The following is a 17,988-nucleotide window of genomic DNA, read 5'->3' on the forward strand; positions in this document are numbered from 1 at the left end:
GCGACCCACGCAGATGACCGAGGACATGACCGGCCCCCCGCGCGAACCGGGCAGCCAGTGGTACGACAACGAGGCCGGGCCCCTCGTCCGCCCGTACGCCATGACGGGCGGGCGCACGAAACCGGGACCCACCGGAGTGCGCTTCGACCTGATCGCCCTGGTCACCCTGGATCCGGGCGCACCGAGCACGGACGGCATGGCGCTCGGACCGGAGCACCGCGCCCTCATCGGACTCTGCCGCACGGAGACCCAGTCCGTCGCCGAGCTCTCCGCGGGCGCGGACCTTCCCGTGGGCGTGGTCCGGGTGCTCCTCGGCGACCTGCTGGAACTCGGCTGCGTCACCGTCAGCCGCCCGGTCCCGCCCGCGCAGCTGCCCGACGAACGGATTCTGCGCGAGGTGATCGAGGGGCTGCGAGCGCTCTAGACGAAACCCCGGACGGACCCGGACGCGTACGGACCCACCGCACACCGACTCGCGCGCGCCTTCGGACACCGAACACGCAAGAGTCGGTCACATCGGTCAGATAGCGGTCGAACCCCTCGGGAAGAGGCCGCGGTTGTCATGATGCTGACTTCGCACTCCGGCGCCGAAGCCCCGCGCGACCGCCGCGCCGGGCCACGGCACCCCCGTACCGGCCCCGACCGTTGCCGACACTCCCGAGAGAAGTGATCCATGGTCTCCGAACACTCCGACACCACGGGCGGCGACACGGCTCCCCTGGCGTTGAAGATCCTGGTCGCCGGCGGATTCGGCGTGGGCAAGACCACCATGGTGGGCGCGGTCAGCGAGATCAAGCCGCTGCGCACGGAGGAACTGCTCAGCGAGGCCGGACAGTCGGTGGACGACACCGACGGCGTGGACCAGAAGGTCACCACGACCGTCGCCATGGACTTCGGCCGGATCACCATCCGCTCCGGCCTCTCCCTCTACCTGTTCGGCACCCCGGGGCAGGACCGCTTCTGGTTCCTGTGGGACGAACTGTCCCAGGGAGCCCTGGGCGCGGTGGTCCTCGCCGACACCCGGCGGCTGGAGGACTGCTTCCCCGCCGTCGACTACTTCGAGCACCGGCACATCCCCTTCGTGGTGGCCGTCAACTGCTTCGTGGGCACGCGGACGTACGGCGCCCAGGACGTCTCACGGGCCCTCGACCTCGACCCCGGCACCCCCGTCGTCCTGTGCGACGCCCGCGACCGCGACTCGGGAAAGGAGGTGCTGATCCGGCTGGTCGAGTACGCCGGGCGGATGCACACCGCCCGGCTGCTCGACTCCGTGAGCTGACACCGCCCACGCCGACCAGGTCAGTCCGCGATGCCCTGCTGCGCCAGGACCTTGTCGACGGCGACACGGACGAGCAGCTCGCCCGGGACGCCGTTACGGGCGCCGAACTCCTCGGCCCGCTCCTCGCCCATGTACCGCGCCGCGATCCGAGCCGCCCAGTGCCGGACGTCGGCCGGTTCCTCGGAGATACGGGCCCGGCCCCGCAGCACCACGTACCCGAAGGGCGGCCGGTCGTCGTCCACGCACAGGGCGACCCGGCCGTCCCGCACCAGATTGCGCCCCTTCACCGTGGCCTTGCCGGTGTTGAACACCACCTCGTCCCCGTCCAGCAGGAACCAGATCGGCGCCACGTGCGGACTCCCGTCGGCCCGTACGGTGGACAGCTTCGCGGTGCGGGTTCCGTACGAGACGAAGGCCCGCCATTCGTCATCGGTCATCTTCTGTGCCATGCCGCCATCCTCCTTGCTCCCGCGGCCGCTCCTGGGGAAGGCTGGCGGGCAGATTCTCCGGCGAGGCGGAGGATCACACGGGGAACGTCGCACGGGGAGCGGGACATGGCACAGAACCAGGGACTGGGCTGGCTGTTGGACGATCTGACGGAGCGCGTCGACCACGTACGCCACGCGCTCGTCCTGTCCAACGACGGGCTGGTGGCGGGGGCGAGCACGGGACTGCTCCAGGAGGACGCGGAGCATCTCGCCGCCGTCTCGTCGGGACTGCACAGCCTGGCCAAGGGATCGGGGCGGCACTTCGGCGCGGGCGGGGTGCGCCAGACGATGATCGAGTTCGACGACGCCGTCCTGTTCGTCACCGCCGCGGGCACCGGAAGCTGTCTGTGCGTGCTCAGCGAGGCGGAGGCCGACATGGGCCAGATCGCCTACGAGATGACTCTGCTCGTCAACCGGGTCGGAGAGCACCTCACCGTGGACGCCCGGCATCCCGACCGGGCTCCCCTCGAAGACCTCTGACCTGCACTTTCGCCTTCCCTCGTGGAGTTATCCACAGGCTCGCCCCGATGTCGGGGATTCCGGCTACGGTTTTTTCCGAGGCCACCGCCGACCGTGCGGGCCTGATCCACTCACTTCACTCCACGGGGGAGACCACCATGTCCGGCGACACTGTCACACGACCACGCTCCGCTTCCTGCGCGCCGAGCCGGGCGGCGAAGGAACTGGAGCTGAAGCGCAGCGAGTTCGACCTCGCCGTGCACCTCGGACGCATCAGGACCATGCCCGACGAAGGCGGGGGCGGCCGCCGGGTGGCCCGGGCGGAGATCGAACGTCTGCGCTCCGACCCAGGATTCCCCGAGGCGCTGCGCGCGAGCGCGCTGGCCGTGGGGACCGGCGAAGGCGCCGCCATCGTGGGCGTGCCCGCGGCCCGGTTCACCCGCCTCGCGCGGCTGGGACTGGTGGTACCGGTCAGGTTCTATCTGAACCGCTATCGGGTCGTGGTCTGGCTCTATCTCGCCGACGAGCTCAAGCAGTTCGCCACGGACGGGACCAACGCCTTCCTGCTGACCGGCCGCACCCCCGAGGTGCTGCGGAGCCGGCTGGCCGCGGGTGTCGACCTGCGACCCCGGAACTGGCGGGGACGCCACCTGGGCTTCCTGCACCGGCAGGCCGAGAGCCCCTGGCAGCGCGCCGGGGTCCTGGCCGGGTTCCTCGACCCCCTCCAGGTCGCGGAGATCGTCGAGGACGCCTACGAACGCTCCCACCTGAACAGGTTCCGGCCGGGACCGCCGGCCCACTGCACGCCCGGCACACCCGCCGCGCGCCTGGTCGAGAAGATCATGACGGCCGACGATCCCGACGAGATCGACTGGCTGAAGCACGACCTGGAGCGAACCCTGGGCGAGGCCCGCGCCGAGCAGCCCGCCCCACGGCCCTTCCCGACACGGGCCCCGACGCCGCCGACCGGACCGCCGGACCCGCCCGGCGAGCCCGACCGGCAGACCCGCGGACTGCTGAACTGGCTGCGCCGCCGGGAAGGGTGACGAGCCGGACCGGGACGGGTGAGGAACCGGACCGGGACGGGTGACGCGGCGGACCTACAGCGCCCGGAACAGACCCTCCTGGACGACGGACACCAGCAGGCGCCCCTCCAGGTCGTAGATCCGCCCGCGGGCCAGCCCGCGTCCGCCGGTGGCGATCGGCGACTCCTGGTCGTAGAGGAACCACTCGTCCGCGCGGAACGGCCGATGGAACCACATCGCGTGGTCCAGCGACGCCATGTCGAAGTTCCGCGGACCCCACAAGGGCTCGACCGGCAGGCGGACGGCGTCCAGGAGGGTCATGTCGCTGGCGTACGTGAGCGCGCAGGTGTGGACGAGCGGGTCGTCACCGAGCGGGCCGACCGCGCGCATCCACACCGCGCTGCGCGGCTCCGCCTCCTTGACGTCCTCGGCGCTCCAGCGCAACCGGTCCGCGTACCGGATGTCGAAGGGCTGACGGCGCGCCATCCGCTCCAACTGCTCGGGCAACTCGCCCAGATGCTTCCGGATCTCCTCGACGACCGTCGGCAGGGACTCCGGGTCCGGGACCTCACGAGCCGGCGGCAGCTGGTGTTCGAAAGGACCTTCCTCAGGCTTGTGAAAGGAGGCGGTGAGATTGAAGATCGTGCGCCCCTGCTGCACGGCGGTCACCCGGCGGGTCGTGAAGGACCGCCCGTCCCGCACCCGCTCGACCTGGTACACGATCGGCACACCCGGCCGGCCCGGACGCAGGAAGTACGCGTGCAGCGAGTGCACGGGCCGGTCCCCTTCGGTGGTCCGGCCCGCCGCGACCAGCGCCTGGCCCGCCACCTGGCCGCCGAAGACCCGCTGCAAGGACTCCTGCGGGCTGCGACCGCGGAAGATGTTGACCTCGATCTGCTCGAGGTCGAGCAGGTCGACAAGCCTCTCGGCCGGATTCGTCATCGGTGTGGTTCTCCTGTGCCCTGTCCGGTACTCACAACTGGCCGACGGCGGTGACGCGGACGACCGCGCGGCCCTCGGCGTCGGAGGCCGTGAGGTCGACCTCCGCGCTGATGCCCCAGTCGTGGTCGTCGTTCGGGTCGTCGAAGATCTGGCGGACGCGCCACAGGGCGTTCTGCGGCTCCTCCGTGATGACGAGCAGCTTGGGGCCCCGCGCGTCCGGACCGGTGCCGAGATCGTCGTACTCGTCCCAGTACTTGTCCATCGCCTCGCCCCAGGCGTCGGCGTCCCAGCCGGACTCGCCGTCCAGCTCGCCGAGTTCGTCGACGCGGTCGAGAGCGGCGAGCTCGACACGGCGGAACATCGCGTTGCGGACCAGGACCCGGAAGGCACGCGCGTTCGCCGTGACCGGCTTGACCTCGTCGGCCTTCTCCTGGGCCTCCTCGGCGGTCATCTCCGCGGGGTTGGCGAGCTGCTCCCACTCGTCCAGCAGGCTCGAGTCCACCTGGCGCACCATCTCGCCCAGCCACTCCACCAGGTCCTGGAGATCCTCCGACTTGAGGTCGTCCGGGACGGTGTGGTCGAGGGCCTTGTAGGCGCCGGCCAGGTAACGCAGCACGATGCCCTCGGTACGGGCCAGCTCGTAATGGGAGACCAGCTCGGTGAAGGACATCGCCCGCTCGTACATGTCGCGGATGACGGACTTCGGCGACAGCGGATGGTCGCCGACCCACGGGTGGCTCTTGCGGTAGGTGTCGTACGCGTGGAAGAGGAGCTCCTCCAGGGGCTTCGGGTAGGTGACGTCCTGGAGGCGCTCCATCCGCTCCTCGTACTCGACGCCGTCCGCCTTCATCGCGGCCACCGCCTCGCCGCGCGCCTTGTTCTGCTGGGCGGCCAGGATCTGACGCGGGTCGTCCAGCGTGGACTCCACGACGGAGACCATGTCGAGGGCGTAGGAGGGCGAGTCCGGGTCGAGGAGCTCGAACGCGGCCAGCGCGAAGGTGGACAGCGGCTGGTTCAGCGCGAAGTCCTGCTGGAGGTCCACGGTGAGGCGGACGATGCGGCCGGTGGCGTCCGGTTCGTCGAGCTTCTCGACGATCCCGCCGTCCAGCAGCGAGCGGTAGATCGCGATCGCGCGCCGGATGTGCCGGATCTGCTGCTTGCGCGGCTCGTGGTTGTCCTCGAGCAGATGCCGCATCGCCTCGAAGGCGTTGCCGGGCCGCGCGATCACCGACAGCAGCATCGTGTGCGTGACCCGGAAGCGCGACGTCAGCGGCTCCGGCTCGGACTCGATGAGCTTGTCGAAGGTGTTCTCCGTCCAGCCCACGAATCCCTCGGGCGCCTTCTTGCGCACCACCTTGCGACGCTTCTTCGGGTCGTCGCCGGCCTTGTTCAGGGCCTTCTCGTTCTCGATGACGTGCTCGGGGGCCTGCGCCACCACCAGACCCGCCGTGTCGAAGCCGGCCCGGCCGGCCCGGCCCGCGATCTGGTGGAACTCACGGGCCCGCAGGGTCCGCACCCGGTTGCCGTCGTACTTGGTCAGCGCCGTGAACAGCACGGTCCTGATGGGCACGTTGACGCCCACGCCGAGGGTGTCCGTACCGCAGATCACCTTCAACAGGCCGGCCTGGGCGAGCTTCTCCACCAGACGCCGGTACTTGGGGAGCATGCCGGCGTGGTGGACGCCGATGCCGTGCCGCACGTAGCGCGAGAGGTTCTGGCCGAACTTCGTGGTGAAGCGGAAGTTGCCGATCAGGTCGGCGATCCGTTCCTTCTCCTCGCGCGAGCACATGTTGATGCTCATCAGCGCCTGCGCCCGCTCCACCGCCTGCGCCTGCGTGAAGTGCACGATGTAGACGGGTGCCTGCTTCGTGACCAGGAGGTCGCTGAGCGTCTCCGTCATCGGCGTGAACCGGTACTCGTAGGAGAGGGGAACCGGCCGCGTCGCCGAGCGGACCACCGACGTGGGGCGGCCGGTCCGGCGGGCGAGGTCCTTCTCGAAGAACGACACGTCGCCGAGCGTGGCCGACATGAGCACGAACTGGGCCTGGGGCAGTTCCAGGATCGGGATCTGCCACGCCCAGCCGCGGTCGCCCTCCGCGTAGAAGTGGAACTCGTCCATGACGACCTGGCCGACATCGGCGTTCCTGCCGTCACGCAACGCGATCGAGGCCAGCACCTCGGCGGTGCAGCAGATGACCGGGGCGTCGGAGTTCACGGACGCGTCGCCGGTCAGCATGCCGACGTTCTCCGTGCCGAAGATCTTGCACAGCTCGAAGAACTTCTCCGACACCAGCGCCTTGATCGGAGCGGTGTAGAAGGTGACCTCGTCGCGGGCGAGCGCCGCGAAGTGCGCGGCCGCCGCGATCATGCTCTTGCCGGAGCCGGTGGGCGTCGACACGATCACGTTCGCCCCGGAGACCACCTCGATCAGCGCCTCCTCCTGGTGGGGGTAGAGCGTCAGACCACGCTCCTGCGCCCAGGACTCGAAGGCTTCGTACAGGGCGTCGGGATCTGCGGTCGGCGGCAACTGATCGATGAGGGTCACGCCCCCATCTTGCCTGCCCTCGCCCCTGAGGGGGGAATCGGATGCCTGCTCGAAGATCACGACCGATACGCTGTGTCGCCGACGGAGCGTCAACGCACCCGGTCAACTGGACAGCGGCATTCGAGGAATAGGGCGGGCAGCGGCCATGATGGGACCAGCACACTCACTGTCGGGCGCGGCCGCCTGGCTCGGCGTCGGTGCGACCGCCGCCGCGGCCGGGCACACGATGCCCTGGCCGGTCCTGCTGGCGGGTGCGCTGATCTGCGCGGGAGCCGCGCTCGCTCCGGACCTCGACCACAAGGCAGCCACCATCTCGCGGGCCTTCGGACCGATCTCGCGCTGGCTGTGCGAGATCGTCGACAAGCTCTCCTACGCCGTCTACAAGAGCACCAGGAAGCAGGGCGACCCGCGCCGCTCCGGCGGTCACCGGACCCTGACGCACACCTGGCTGTGGGCCGTCATGATCGGCGGAGGCGCCTCCGCCCTGGCGATCACCGGCGGCCGCTGGGCGGTCCTGGCGCTGCTCTTCGTGCACATGGTGCTGGCGATCGAAGGGCTGCTGTGGCGGGCGGCCCGGGGATCCAGCAGCGATGTGCTGGTGTGGCTGCTGGCCGCCACCAGCGCCTGGATCCTCGCCGGTGTCCTGGACAAGCCCGGCAACGGCTCGGACTGGCTGTTCACGGACCCGGGTCAGCAGTACCTGTGGCTGGGGCTGCCGATCGTGCTGGGCGCCCTGGTCCACGACATCGGCGACGCCCTGACCGTCTCGGGCTGCCCGGTCCTGTGGCCCATCCCGATCGGGCGCAAGCGCTGGTACCCGATCGGTCCGCCCAAGGCGATGCGCTTCCGGGCCGGCAGCTGGGTCGAGCTGAAGGTACTGATGCCCGTGTTCATGCTGCTCGGGGGAGTGGGCGGCGCGGCCGCCCTCAACTACATCTGACGAGCGACCCGGCGGGTGCCTTCGGCGGTGGCGGCGTCGGTGGCAGTGGCAGGGGCAGTAGCAGTGGCGAGCGCACCGGCTCAGGTCATCGCCCCGCCGTCGCCGTAGCGCCGCTCGAAGCGCGCGACCCGGCCCTCGGTGTCCACCGTGCGCGCCTTGCCGGTGAAGAACGGGTGGCTCTCGGAGGAGATCTCCACGTCCACGACCGGGTAGGTCTCGCCGTCGTCCCACTCGATGGTCCGATCGCTGGTGGCGGTGGACCGGGTCAGGAAGGCGTAACCGGCGGTCCGGTCGCGGAACACGACCGCGTGGTAGTCGGGCTGCTTGTCCTTCTGCATGAGCGCTCCTCGTGCGATGGCGATGGCGATGGCGATGGCGATGACGCTGCCGTTGGGGCCGCCGACGGCGGTACCGAAGGCAACGGCGACGTCAGCGGCGGCTGTGTCGACTCCGGCGGTGCCGACGGCGGCGGAACGTGCGGCGACGGCCAGGGCCCGGGGGCGGTCGGGGCGGCCGTGGCCGGTTCAGCCGGACAGGGCGTCTTCGTCGACGATGTGCATCGCGGCTTCCTCTGCGGAGGCCGCAGCGCCGTCGATGCCCACGTCCGTGGCGATCAGTGCGCTCTCCTCGTCCTCGTGGGCTCCCTCGTCCGGTGCCACGAGCCTGCCGGAGCGCGCGGAGCCGACCTCGTTGTCGAGGAGTTCCCCGTCCGTGCCGTCGCAATCGCCGAGGCCGTCGCCGTCCGGCGCACCCGTCTCCGGGACCTCTTCGGCGAGCCGCTGGTCCAGGGTCTCGCCCTGCCGGCGCTCCGCGGCGGTCACCCCGTCGTGCTCCACGGCCCAGGGGCGTTCCGGAGGGGACCAACCGCGGTCGAGGGGGTCCTCGACGCCGTCGTTCTCCAGTGTGTCCTCGGCATCCAGCAGTCCCGAGTCTTCCTGGATGTCGGACGCGTCGGGCTGGTAGACGTCGTCCCCCCATCCGTCGGCACTGTTCACGGGTACCTCCAGGGGGTGACGGCCCCGTACTCTTCGCGGTCGGCGGCAGGGTGCCGCCGCACGGGGCACCGGTCGAGCGCGGTGTGTTCCGGACGGATCCAGACTGCCTTCCGCACGGGTGCCGGTATCCAGCGTTCCACTCCGCTTCGGGACCGCGCAACGCCAGAGGACGCGCGACGGCCGGGCCGGGCGGCCTTCGCCCGGGCGCGGGGGCCGCGGCACGAGACCGCCCACGACCCCGGAGCACGCAGGTGGCCGCCCCGCGAGGGGGCGCCCGAGGACGCCGAGGCCGGCACCGGGCCGAGCCGGGCGCCGACACTCGTGTCGGTCCGAGCTTCGGCGCCCCCCACGCCCCTCACCGGCGTCGCTCGGCCGGCACCGTCGGTTCGGTGCTCAGCCGTGCCAGGACCGCCAGAGTGCGGCGTACGCGCCGTCCGCCGCGACCAGCTCGGTGTGGCTGCCCAGCTCGCTGATGCGGCCGTTCTCGACGACGGCGATCACGTCCGCGTCATGGGCGGTGTGCAGACGGTGGGCGATGGCGACGACGGTGCGCCCGTCCAGGACCCGGGCGAGGGACCGTTCCAGGTGGCGGGCGGCACGGGGGTCGAGCAGCGAGGTCGCCTCGTCCAGGACCAGCGTGTGGGGGTCGGCCAGGACCAGCCGGGCCAGGGCGATCTGCTGGGCCTGCGCCGGGGTGAGCGAGACGCCGCCGGAGCCGACCTCGGTGTCCAGGCCGTCGTCCAGGGCCCGGGCCCAGCCGTCCGCGTCGACCGCGCCCAGGGCCGCCCACAGCTCGGCGTCCTCGGTGTCCTCGGTGGCCTCGGTGACTTCCACAGGCGTCGAGGTCTTGGAGATCGCGGAGATCGCGGGGGCCATGGACGCCGCGGGCGCTTCCTCGCTCGGGCGGAGTCGCGCAGGGGGGAGGGCGAGCCGGAGGTTGTCGCGCAGGGACCCTACGAAGACGTGGTGCTCCTGGTTGACGAGCGCCACGTGGGAGCGGACCCGTTCCGCGGTCATGTGCGACAGCTCGGCGCCGCCGAGGGTGATCCGGCCGTCGCGCGGCGCGTAGATCCCGGCGAGCAGCCGTCCCAGGGTGGACTTGCCCGCACCCGAGGGGCCGACCAGGGCCAGCCGGGTGCCGGGGGAGACCTCCAGGGTCACCTGGCGCAGGACGTCGACGCCCTCCCGGTAGCCGAAGTGAACCCGGTCGGCGTGCACGTCGCGCCCGTCCGGCACGAGCTCGGCGTCCCCGCCGTCCGGCTCGATGTCGCGCACTCCGACGAGGCGGGCGAGCGACACCTGGGCCACCTGGAGCTCGTCGTACCAGCGCAGGATGAGGTTCACCGGGTCGACGAGCATCTGCGCCAGCAGCGCGCCCGTCGTCAGCTGGCCGACCCCGATCCAGCCCTGCAGCACGAACGCCCCGCCGAGCATGAGGACCGACCCGAGCACGGTGACGTGCACCAGGTTGATGACCGGGAACAGCACCGACCGCAGCCACAGCGTGTAGCGCTCCCAGGCGGTCCACTGCCGGATGCGCTCCTCGGAGAGCGCGATGCGGCGGTCGCCCAGCCGATGGGCCTCCACGGTGCGCCCGGCGTCCACGGTTTCGGCGAGGGCGGCGGCCACGGAGGCGTAGCCGGCGGCCTCCGAGCGGTAGCCGGCCGGGGCGCGCCTGAAGTACCAGCGGCACCCCGCCACCAGGAGCGGCACCGCGACCAGGACGGCCGGCGCCAGCGGTGGCGCGGTGACGACGAGCCCGCCGAGCAGCAGCAGAGCCCACATCACGCCGATCGTCAGCTGGGGCACGGCCTCGCGCATGGCGTTGGCCAGCCGGTCGATGTCCGTGGTGATGCGGGAGAGCAGGTCACCCGTCCCGGCCCGCTCCAGCACGCCGGGCGGCAGCCGCACCGAGCGCACGAGGAAGTCCTCGCGCAGGTCGGCCAGCATCCGCTCGCCGAGCATCGCGCCGCGCAGCCGCACCTGCCGGACGAAGACGGCCTGGACGACCAGGGCGAGCACGAACAGGGTGGCGACGAGCCCGAGGTGGAGCTCGCGGGCGCCGTCCGACAGCCGCTCCACCAGGTCACCGAGCAGCCAGGGACCCACCATCGAGGCGACCGTGGCGACCGTGTTGACGAGCAGGAGGAGCAGAAAGGCGCGGCGGTGCCGGCGCAGGAGTTCGGCCACGTAGGCGCGGACGGTCGCGGGGGCGCCGACGGGCAGCGTGTTCGCCGTCGTCGGTGCCGCCGGGTCGTACGCGGGCGGCGCCACGCCGATCATGCGGTCTCCTCGATCTCTTCGCGTTCGATCTCTTCGAGCCGGTCGTCTTCCAGGTCCTGCAACACATCGCTCAGGGAGGCCTCTTCGGCCTTGCGGGCCTCGACCAGCGCGGCTTCCTCCTCGGTCTCCCTGGTCACCACGGCCCGGTACCGGGGCTCGGAGCGCAGCAGTTCGCGGTGCGCGCCCACCGCGACGGCCTCGCCCTCGTGCACCAGCACGACCCGGTCGGCGCGGTCCAGCAGCAGGGGCGACGAGGTGAACACCACCGTGGTGCGCCCTTCCCGCAGTTCGCGCAGCCCCTCGGCGATCCGCGCCTCGGTGTGCGAGTCGACGGCGGAGGTGGGCTCGTCCAGGACGAGGACCTCGGGGTCCGTGTACAGGGAGCGGGCGAGCGCGAGCCGTTGCCGCTGGCCGCCGGAGAGGGACCGGCCGCGCTCGGTGATCCGGGCGTCCATCGGGTCGTCGGCGTCCAGCGAACCCTGCACGAGGGCGTCGAGGACGTCCGCGCACTGGGCGGCCGCCAGCGCCGCACCGGCGTCGACCGCACCCGAGGCGGGGACGTCGAGCAGGTCGCGCAGGGAACCGGACAGCAGCACCGGGTCCTTGTCCTGGACGAGGACCGAGGTGCGCGCGGAGTCCAGCGGGAGCTCGTTCAGCGGGACTCCGCCGAGCAGCACCGACGGGCTGTCCTCCGGGGGGTGCCCGCCCAGCCGCTCCGCCAGTCGTCCGGCCGCGTCCGGGTCGCCGCACACCACGGCGGTGAGCCGCGCGGTCGGGGCGAGCAGCCCGGTGGCGGGGTCGTACAGATCACCCGAGGGAGCGTCGGCGGCGCGCGAGCCGCCGATGTCGGTGACCCGCTCCAGGGACAGCACCCGGGCGGCGCGTCTGGCCGACGGGCGCGAGAAGGAGTAGGCCATCGCGATCTCCTCGAAGTGCCTGAGGGGATAGGCCAGGACCATGACGGAGCTGTAGACCGTGACCAGTTCGCCGACGGTGATGCGGCCCTCGCGGGCGAGGTGGACGCCGTAGCAGACGACCGTGATCAGCAGCAGGCCGGGCAGCAGCACCTGGATGGCGCTGATCAACGACCACATGCGGGCGCTGCGCACGGCCGCGTGCCGGACCTCCTGCGAGGCGCTGCGGTAGCGGTCGAGGAACAGTTCCTCGCCGCCGATCCCGCGCAGCACCCTGAGTCCGGCCACGGTGTCCGAGGCGAGTTCGGTGGCGCGTCCGGCCTTCTCGCGCTGGACGTCGGCCCGTCGCGTCGCCGGGGGCAGCAGGGGCAGCACCGCGAGCGCGAGTACGGGCAGGCCGACGGCGACGACCAGGCCGAGCGCAGGCTGGTAGACGACCAGGCCGACGCAGACCAGCAGGACCGTGAGGGCCGCGGCGGTGAAGCGGGACACGGCCTCCACGAGCCAGCCGATCTTCTCGACGTCGCCCGTGGAGACGGCGACGACCTCACCGGCCGCGACCCGCCGGGTGAGCGCGGAGCCGAGCTGCGAGGCCTTGCGGGCGAGCAGTTGCTGGACCCTGGCGGCGGCGGTGATCCAGTTGGTGACCGCGGCGCGGTGCAGGAAGGTGTCCCCGATCGCGGTGGCGGCCCCGCACAGGGCCATCACCGCGCCGGTGAGGGCGAGTCGGGCACCGGAACGGTCCACGACGGCCTCGATGGCGAACCCGACGCAGAACGGCTGTGCCGAGACGGCGACGAAGTGCAGCAGTCCCCAGGCCAGGGACTTGAGCTGGCCGCCTAGCTGGTTGCGGCCGAGCCACCACAGGAAGCGGGGTCCCGAGCGTGCGTCCGGCACACCCGGGTCGGGGTACGGAAGGTCTTGGATCTGCATGACGTCCCAGTGGCTCGAGTCAGGGATAGGGGGAGAGGGCGTAAGCGACGAGGAGGGGGAGGGGGAAGGGAGGGGGAGGGGAGGGGACATACGGGAAGGTCCGCGGGGAGCGGCAGCAAACCGTGCAAGGTTCGCGTCGTGGCGTGGTCAGAATCAACCGGTTTTCCATGGCGGCGGCCGGATCCGGCAGCTGTCCGACACGGCCCGGATGTCCGGAACCTGCCGCTGCCGCCCGGACAGTGGTGCGAGCATGGGCCGATGCGACAAGGCTGTGCGCGGCGCGCGGGAGCCGCCCCGCTGATCCTCGGCCTCCTGCTCGCGGCCCTGTCCGCGTGCGGTGGGGCCGCCGGGCAGCACGGGAGTGACGGTACGTCGGGAGCGGGCGGCAGAAGAGACGCGGCCTCGCCGGACGCGGCCCCGACGAGCGGGATCCCGGGGGTCGGCGACCGCCTACGGGGACGGATCCCCGCACTTTCACGCCAGGTTGTGGCCGTGTACGGCGACGGGAAGGACTCCGCGGACGCGACCGTCGTGCTCTACGCCGGAAGCGGATCGTCCTGGGAGCGCGTCCGGAGCTGGCAGGGGCACAACGGCAAGAAGGGCTGGACCGCCGCGCACCACGCCGGCGACCACCGCAGTCCGGTCGGCGTGTTCACGCTCACCGACGCGGGCGGCAGGCTGGCCGATCCCGGCAGCAGGCTGCCGTACACGCGGTCCGCCTCCTTCGCGGCGCCGCGCTGGTGGGCGAGGTCGCACCGGCACGACTTCGACTACGTCATCGCCATCGACTACAACCGCGTCATCGGTGTCCCGCCCGACGACCCGACGCGGCCCGAGGGCGAGGAGAAGGGCGGGGGGATCTGGCTGCACATGGACCACGGCAGCGGTACGTCCGCCTGCGTCAGCGTGTCCGGGGCGGCGATGCGCTACCTGCTGCGCACCCTCGACCCCGATCGGCATCCGGTGGTGGTCATGGGGGACAGGGACGCGCTGAAGGCCTAGCCGCCGCGGCGGAGGCCTCATTGCGGGCGGCGGCCGAGTCCCCGAAGTTCCTGCGCTACATCCGCGAGGAGATGCTCCTCGCGCTCGGCACCGCCTCGACCGAGTCCGTCATGCCGCGTGTGATGCAGAAGCTGCGCAGGGCCGGTGCCCGCGACGACGCCGTGGGCCTGGTGCTTCCCACCGGATACTCCTTCAACCTCGACGGCGCCTCGCTCTACCTGTCCATCGGCACCCTGTTCATCGCCCAGGCGGTGGGCGCGGATCTCGGCCTCGGCCAGCAGATCACGGTGATCCTGGTGCTCATGCTCACCAGCAAGGGCATGGCCGGTATCCCCGGTTCGGCCTTCCTCGCGCTGTCCGCGACGGCCTCCTCGCTGGGGGCCGTACCCGCCGGAGCCGTGGCCCTGCTGCTGGGCGTGGACCGCATCATGGACTCGATGCGGGTCGTCACCAACCTCCTCGGCAACTGTGTGGCGGTCTTCGCCGTCTCCCGCGGGGAGGGCGCGCTGGACCTGGAGCGGGCCAGGAAGGTCCTGAACGGCGAGACGGTCCCCCTGCCGCACGAGGAGCCGGCCGGTCCCGCGAAGCCGCAAGGCTCCGAGCTGCCGCAAGGCTCCGAGCTGCCGGAGGGCTCCGAACGGTCGAAGGGCTCCGAGCGGCCGGCGGACTGCGGGCAGCCGGTGGGCTCCGGGCGGTCCGAGGTTTCGGAGAGCCCGGAGGCGGCGGCCGCAATGGCGGCGGTGGTCTCCGCCGGACCCGCCAGGGAGAACGCCGCCGAGACCGGTTGAACGAACGGCGCCGCCGCACCGGGCCGGGGCCGCCCCTCCACCGCGGAGGAGCGGCCCCGGCCCGTTCTCACGAGGTTCAGCAGCGGTGCTCCTGGCCCGGTGCCCGCTCCTGGTCGCGCCCCGGTGCGCGTTTCGGGGTCCGGTCCGGGGACCCGTCCACCAGCGCGTCCAGCAAGCCGCTCAGCACCTGGCGCTCGAGATCCGTCAGCGGGTCGAGGATCTCCTCCGCGGCCGACACCCGCGCCCCCCGCAGCTGTCGCAGGGCCTTGCGGCCGTCCTCCGTGAGCTCGATCCGGATCACCCGCCGGTTGGTGGGGTCCGGCACCCGCCGCACCATGCCGCTCCCCTCCAGCCCGTCGACCAGCGTCGTCACGGCCCGGGGCACCACCTCGAGCCGCTCGGCGAGGTCGGCCATGCGCGGCGGCGAGTCGCAGTGCGCCAGGGTGCGCAGCAGCCGGGCCTGGGCCGGGGTGACGTCGAGCCCGCTCCGCTCCAGATGGTGCTTCTGGATGCGGTGCACCCGGCGCGTGAGCCGCAGCAGTTGCTCGGCGAGCAGACTGTCGGAATCGGGGGTGGTCATACGGGAACAATATCAGGACGCCGTTCATTGTGAGTATAGGTAACAATGAGCTATGCTCCGTCAGTCCTCATCGTCTCACCCTCCGTAGGAGCCATGCCCCGCGATCACATCGACTGGACCCCCTCGCCCGGCACCTCGACCGAACAGCCCCGGCAGGTGCGCCGCATCCTCGCCCTCTTCAAGCCCTACCGTGCCCGGCTCGCCGTCGTCGGCCTGCTGGTCGCCGCCGCCTCGCTGGTCACCGTCGCCACGCCGTTCCTGCTGAAGGAGACGCTGGACGTCGCGATCCCCGAGGGACGCACCGGCCTGCTGACGCTCCTCGCCCTGGGCATGATCCTCAGCGCCGTTCTGAGCGGTGTCTTCGGCGTCCTGCAGACGCTGATCTCCACGACCGTCGGCCAGCGCGTCATGCACGACCTGCGGACGGCCGTCTACGACCGCCTGCAGCGGATGTCCCTCGCCTTCTTCACGCGCACGCGCACCGGCGAGGTCCAGTCCCGCATCGCCAACGACATCGGCGGCATGCAGGCCACCGTCACCTCCACCGCCACCTCGCTGGTCTCCAACTTCACCAGCGTGGTCGCCACCATCATCGCGATGGTCGCCCTCGACTGGCGGCTGACCGTCGTCTCGCTGCTCCTGCTGCCGGTGTTCGTGTGGATCAGCCGGCGCGTCGGCAACGAGCGCAAGAAGATCACCACCCAGCGCCAGAAGCAGATGGCCGCGATGGCCGCCACGGTCACCGAGTCGCTGTCGGTCAGCGGCATCCTGCTCGGCCGCACCATGGGCCGCTCCGACTCCCTCACGCGGTCCTTCGCCGACGAGTCCGAGCAGCTGGTCGACCTGGAGGTGCGGTCGAACATGGCCGGGCGCTGGCGCATGGCCGTGATCGGGATCGTCATGTCCGCCATGCCGGCGTTCATCTACTGGACCGCGGGCCTGGCCCTCCAGTTCGGCGGCCCCGACGTCTCCCTCGGCACGATCGTCGCCTTCGTCTCGCTCCAGCAGGGCCTGTTCCGCCCGGCCGTCGGCCTTCTGTCGACCGGCGTGCAGATCCAGACCTCCCTCGCCCTCTTCCAGCGCATCTTCGAGTACCTCGACCTCCCCGTCGACATCACCGAACGCGACAACCCGGTGCGTCTCGACCGGATCAAGGGCGAGGTCCGCTTCGAGGACGTCTCCTTCCGGTACGACGACAAGGGCGGCCCCGTCCTCGACGGCGTCGACATCGACGTCCCCGCCGGCGGCAGCCTCGCGGTGGTCGGCCCGACCGGCGCCGGCAAGTCCACGCTGGGCTACCTGGTGCCGCGCCTGTACGACGTGACGGGCGGCCGGGTCACCCTCGACGGCGTCGACGTCCGCGACCTCGACTTCGACACGCTCGCGCGCGCGGTCGGCGTCGTCTCGCAGGAGACGTACCTCTTCCACGCCACGGTCGCCGACAACCTGCGCTTCGCCAAGCCGGACGCCACCGACGAGGAACTGCACGAGGCCGCGCGGGCGGCGCAGATCCACGATCACATCGCCGCGCTGCCCGGCGGCTACGACACGGTGGTCGGCGAGCGCGGCCACCGGTTCTCCGGCGGTGAGAAGCAGCGGCTCGCCATCGCCCGCACCATCCTGCGCGACCCGCCGGTGCTGATCCTCGACGAGGCGACCAGCGCCCTCGACACGCGCACGGAACAGGCCGTTCAGGACGCCATCGACGCGCTCTCGGTCAACCGCACCACCCTCACCATCGCGCATCGGCTGTCCACCATTCGGGGTGCCGACCAGATCGTGGTGCTCGACTCCGGTCAGGTGGCCGAACGCGGCACGCACGAGGAGCTGTTGGAGCAGGACGGACGGTACGCGGCGCTGGTGCGACGGGACGCCCGCCTGGAGCCGACAAGATGACAGTATGGCAAGTTGTGCCGGGTTTGTGGCGATATGGGGGTTAGCGTGCCCGCATGCAGATGAACACTCCGCCACCGAGCACGATTCGACTGACGCGCCGGGGCCGTCTCGTCCTCATCGCGACCGGAGCCGTCGTGGCCGGCACCGCCGTGGCGGTGCCGCTGCTGAGCCTCGAGAGTCCCGAGGAGAAGCCGAAACCGGCGACCCTGGTCATCCCGGAAGGCTGGCGCGCGAGCCAGGTCTACGAGGCCGTCGACAAGGCCCTCGCCCTGCCCGCGGGCACCACCCGGAGGGCGCTGCCGAAGGCCGGGCTGAAGCTGCCGAACGACGCCGAGGGCAATCCGGAGGGCTACCTCTTCCCGGCGACGTACCCGCTGGACAGGAAGGCGACGCCGCAGACGCTGCTCTCGTACATGGTCGACACCGCCAACAAGAAGTTCAACGCGGCGCCCACGGCGGCCGGCGCCCAGCGCAACGCCCTGAACGTCTATCAGGCGGTCACCATCGCCAGCCTCGTGCAGGCGGAGGCGGCCACCAAGGCGGACATGGGCAAGGTGGCCCGGGTCGTGTTCAACCGCCTGGAGCGCGGGATGCCGTTGCAGATGGACTCCACCATCAACTACGCGCTGAACCGCTTCACGCTGAGGACGACGGAGAGCGACACCCGGGTCGAGAGCCCCTACAACTCCTATCAGCGCATGGGCCTGCCGCCGACGCCGATCGACAACCCCGGTGAGGAGGCCCTGCGCGCGGCCGTCAGCCCCACCCCGGGCGACTGGCTGTACTTCGTCACGGTCAAGCCGGGCGACACGCGTTTCACGGCGAGCTACGCGGAACACCAGCGCAACGTCGCCGAGTTCAACCGGAATCAGCAGAGCTCGAAGAGTCCGCTGAGCCGGTCGGCGGCCGCCGGCTGACC

At 71.5% G+C, this 17,988-nt stretch carries 15 protein-coding genes and 2 pseudogenes; 9 read left to right on the forward strand and 8 right to left on the reverse strand.

What is annotated here, in order from left to right:
* Positions 1-13: 13 nt before the first annotated feature.
* Together J2X68_RS08885 and J2X68_RS08890 are read left to right on the forward strand one after the other, a co-directional pair.
* Positions 14-424, forward strand: a complete 411-nt coding sequence (locus tag J2X68_RS08885; protein WP_310431914.1) for a DUF742 domain-containing protein — start codon at positions 14-16, stop codon at positions 422-424.
* Positions 425-673: 249 nt separating this feature from the next.
* Entirely contained in the window at positions 674-1,279 is a 606-nt protein-coding gene (locus tag J2X68_RS08890) for an ATP/GTP-binding protein (RefSeq protein WP_310431915.1), read from the forward strand.
* A 20-nt stretch (positions 1,280-1,299) separates the two neighbouring features.
* Here the strand turns inward: J2X68_RS08890 and J2X68_RS08895 are convergent, their stop codons facing one another.
* Positions 1,300-1,728 (reverse strand): PPOX class F420-dependent oxidoreductase, encoded by a 429-nt coding sequence (locus tag J2X68_RS08895; protein ID WP_310431916.1) that lies wholly within the window; start codon positions 1,726-1,728, stop codon positions 1,300-1,302.
* A gap of 105 nt (positions 1,729-1,833) precedes the next feature.
* Between J2X68_RS08895 and J2X68_RS08900 the strand changes: the two genes are divergently transcribed.
* Both J2X68_RS08900 and J2X68_RS08905 read left to right on the forward strand, forming a co-directional pair.
* Positions 1,834-2,247: a roadblock/LC7 domain-containing protein gene (locus tag J2X68_RS08900; RefSeq protein ID WP_310431917.1), complete on the forward strand. Its 414-nt coding sequence runs from the start codon at positions 1,834-1,836 to the stop codon at positions 2,245-2,247.
* Between the two features lie 137 nt (positions 2,248-2,384).
* A complete protein-coding gene (locus J2X68_RS08905; protein ID WP_310431918.1) occupies positions 2,385-3,272 on the forward strand; it encodes a DUF6397 family protein in 888 nt (295 codons plus the stop codon).
* 54 nt (positions 3,273-3,326) lie between these two features.
* Here the strand turns inward: J2X68_RS08905 and J2X68_RS08910 are convergent, their stop codons facing one another.
* Positions 3,327-4,193, reverse strand: coding sequence for an acyl-CoA thioesterase II (locus tag J2X68_RS08910; protein WP_054240563.1), 867 nt, complete (start codon positions 4,191-4,193; stop codon positions 3,327-3,329).
* 31 nt (positions 4,194-4,224) lie between these two features.
* A complete protein-coding gene (locus J2X68_RS08915) occupies positions 4,225-6,738 on the reverse strand; it encodes a DUF3516 domain-containing protein (RefSeq protein ID WP_310431919.1) in 2,514 nt (837 codons plus the stop codon).
* Positions 6,739-6,883: 145 nt separating this feature from the next.
* On the opposite strand from J2X68_RS08915, the gene J2X68_RS08920 reads away from it, so the two are divergent.
* On the forward strand, positions 6,884-7,678 hold the full coding sequence (locus J2X68_RS08920; RefSeq protein ID WP_310431920.1) for a metal-dependent hydrolase: 795 nt from the start codon (positions 6,884-6,886) through the stop codon (positions 7,676-7,678).
* 80 nt (positions 7,679-7,758) lie between these two features.
* Here the strand turns inward: J2X68_RS08920 and J2X68_RS08925 are convergent, their stop codons facing one another.
* The 4 genes and pseudogenes from J2X68_RS08925 to J2X68_RS08940 form a co-directional block, all read right to left on the reverse strand.
* Complete coding sequence (locus tag J2X68_RS08925; RefSeq protein ID WP_310431921.1) at positions 7,759-8,016, reverse strand: type B 50S ribosomal protein L31; 258 nt, start codon at positions 8,014-8,016, stop codon at positions 7,759-7,761.
* Between the two features lie 186 nt (positions 8,017-8,202).
* Entirely contained in the window at positions 8,203-8,673 is a 471-nt protein-coding gene (locus tag J2X68_RS08930; RefSeq protein WP_310431922.1) for a DUF5709 domain-containing protein, read from the reverse strand.
* A gap of 393 nt (positions 8,674-9,066) precedes the next feature.
* Positions 9,067-10,959, reverse strand: a pseudogene (locus J2X68_RS08935) (ABC transporter ATP-binding protein); the annotation flags it as partial.
* Positions 10,953-12,803: an ABC transporter ATP-binding protein gene (locus tag J2X68_RS08940; RefSeq protein WP_310431924.1), complete on the reverse strand. Its 1,851-nt coding sequence runs from the start codon at positions 12,801-12,803 to the stop codon at positions 10,953-10,955. The gene J2X68_RS08940 and the pseudogene J2X68_RS08935, both read right to left, overlap by 7 nt.
* 258 nt (positions 12,804-13,061) lie before the next feature.
* Between J2X68_RS08940 and J2X68_RS08945 the strand changes: the two genes are divergently transcribed.
* Together J2X68_RS08945 and J2X68_RS08950 are read left to right on the forward strand one after the other, a co-directional pair.
* A complete protein-coding gene (locus J2X68_RS08945; protein WP_310431925.1) occupies positions 13,062-13,805 on the forward strand; it encodes a L,D-transpeptidase family protein in 744 nt (247 codons plus the stop codon).
* 44 nt (positions 13,806-13,849) lie between these two features.
* Positions 13,850-14,593 (forward strand): annotated as a pseudogene (locus tag J2X68_RS08950) (cation:dicarboxylate symporter family transporter); the annotation flags it as partial.
* Positions 14,594-14,669: 76 nt separating this feature from the next.
* On the opposite strand, the gene J2X68_RS08955 reads toward J2X68_RS08950, so the two are convergent.
* Positions 14,670-15,173 (reverse strand): MarR family transcriptional regulator, encoded by a 504-nt coding sequence (locus tag J2X68_RS08955; protein WP_310431926.1) that lies wholly within the window; start codon positions 15,171-15,173, stop codon positions 14,670-14,672.
* 93 nt (positions 15,174-15,266) lie between these two features.
* On the opposite strand from J2X68_RS08955, the gene J2X68_RS08960 reads away from it, so the two are divergent.
* Positions 15,267-17,069 carry an ABC transporter ATP-binding protein gene (locus J2X68_RS08960; RefSeq protein ID WP_310431927.1) on the forward strand — a complete coding sequence of 601 codons (1,803 nt, stop codon included), beginning with the start codon at positions 15,267-15,269 and terminating at the stop codon, positions 17,067-17,069.
* 53 nt (positions 17,070-17,122) lie between these two features.
* The gene (mltG, locus tag J2X68_RS08965; protein WP_310431928.1) at positions 17,123-17,986 is read left to right on the forward strand and encodes an endolytic transglycosylase MltG; all 864 of its coding nucleotides are present in this window, start codon (positions 17,123-17,125) and stop codon (positions 17,984-17,986) included.
* Positions 17,987-17,988 lie beyond the last annotated feature (2 nt).

The sequence above is a fragment of the Streptomyces sp. 3330 genome (assembly GCF_031456635.1).
GTDB lineage: Bacteria > Actinomycetota > Actinomycetes > Streptomycetales > Streptomycetaceae > Streptomyces.

What these genes read in the sequence shown, in the direction of transcription:
- J2X68_RS08885 (WP_310431914.1), top strand. Translation starts at nt 14, where the DNA reads ATGACCGAGGACATGACCGGCCCCCCGCGCGAACCGGGCAGCCAGTGG.
- J2X68_RS08890 (WP_310431915.1), top strand. Translation starts at nt 674, where the DNA reads ATGGTCTCCGAACACTCCGACACCACGGGCGGCGACACGGCTCCCCTG.
- J2X68_RS08895 (WP_310431916.1), bottom strand. Translation starts at nt 1,728, where the DNA reads ATGGCACAGAAGATGACCGATGACGAATGGCGGGCCTTCGTCTCGTAC.
- J2X68_RS08900 (WP_310431917.1), top strand. Translation starts at nt 1,834, where the DNA reads ATGGCACAGAACCAGGGACTGGGCTGGCTGTTGGACGATCTGACGGAG.
- J2X68_RS08905 (WP_310431918.1), top strand. Translation starts at nt 2,385, where the DNA reads ATGTCCGGCGACACTGTCACACGACCACGCTCCGCTTCCTGCGCGCCG.
- J2X68_RS08910 (WP_054240563.1), bottom strand. Translation starts at nt 4,193, where the DNA reads ATGACGAATCCGGCCGAGAGGCTTGTCGACCTGCTCGACCTCGAGCAG.
- J2X68_RS08920 (WP_310431920.1), top strand. Translation starts at nt 6,884, where the DNA reads ATGATGGGACCAGCACACTCACTGTCGGGCGCGGCCGCCTGGCTCGGC.
- J2X68_RS08925 (WP_310431921.1), bottom strand. Translation starts at nt 8,016, where the DNA reads ATGCAGAAGGACAAGCAGCCCGACTACCACGCGGTCGTGTTCCGCGAC.
- J2X68_RS08940 (WP_310431924.1), bottom strand. Translation starts at nt 12,803, where the DNA reads ATGCAGATCCAAGACCTTCCGTACCCCGACCCGGGTGTGCCGGACGCA.
- J2X68_RS08945 (WP_310431925.1), top strand. Translation starts at nt 13,062, where the DNA reads ATGCGACAAGGCTGTGCGCGGCGCGCGGGAGCCGCCCCGCTGATCCTC.
- J2X68_RS08955 (WP_310431926.1), bottom strand. Translation starts at nt 15,173, where the DNA reads ATGACCACCCCCGATTCCGACAGTCTGCTCGCCGAGCAACTGCTGCGG.
- J2X68_RS08960 (WP_310431927.1), top strand. Translation starts at nt 15,267, where the DNA reads ATGCCCCGCGATCACATCGACTGGACCCCCTCGCCCGGCACCTCGACC.
- mltG (WP_310431928.1), top strand. Translation starts at nt 17,123, where the DNA reads ATGCAGATGAACACTCCGCCACCGAGCACGATTCGACTGACGCGCCGG.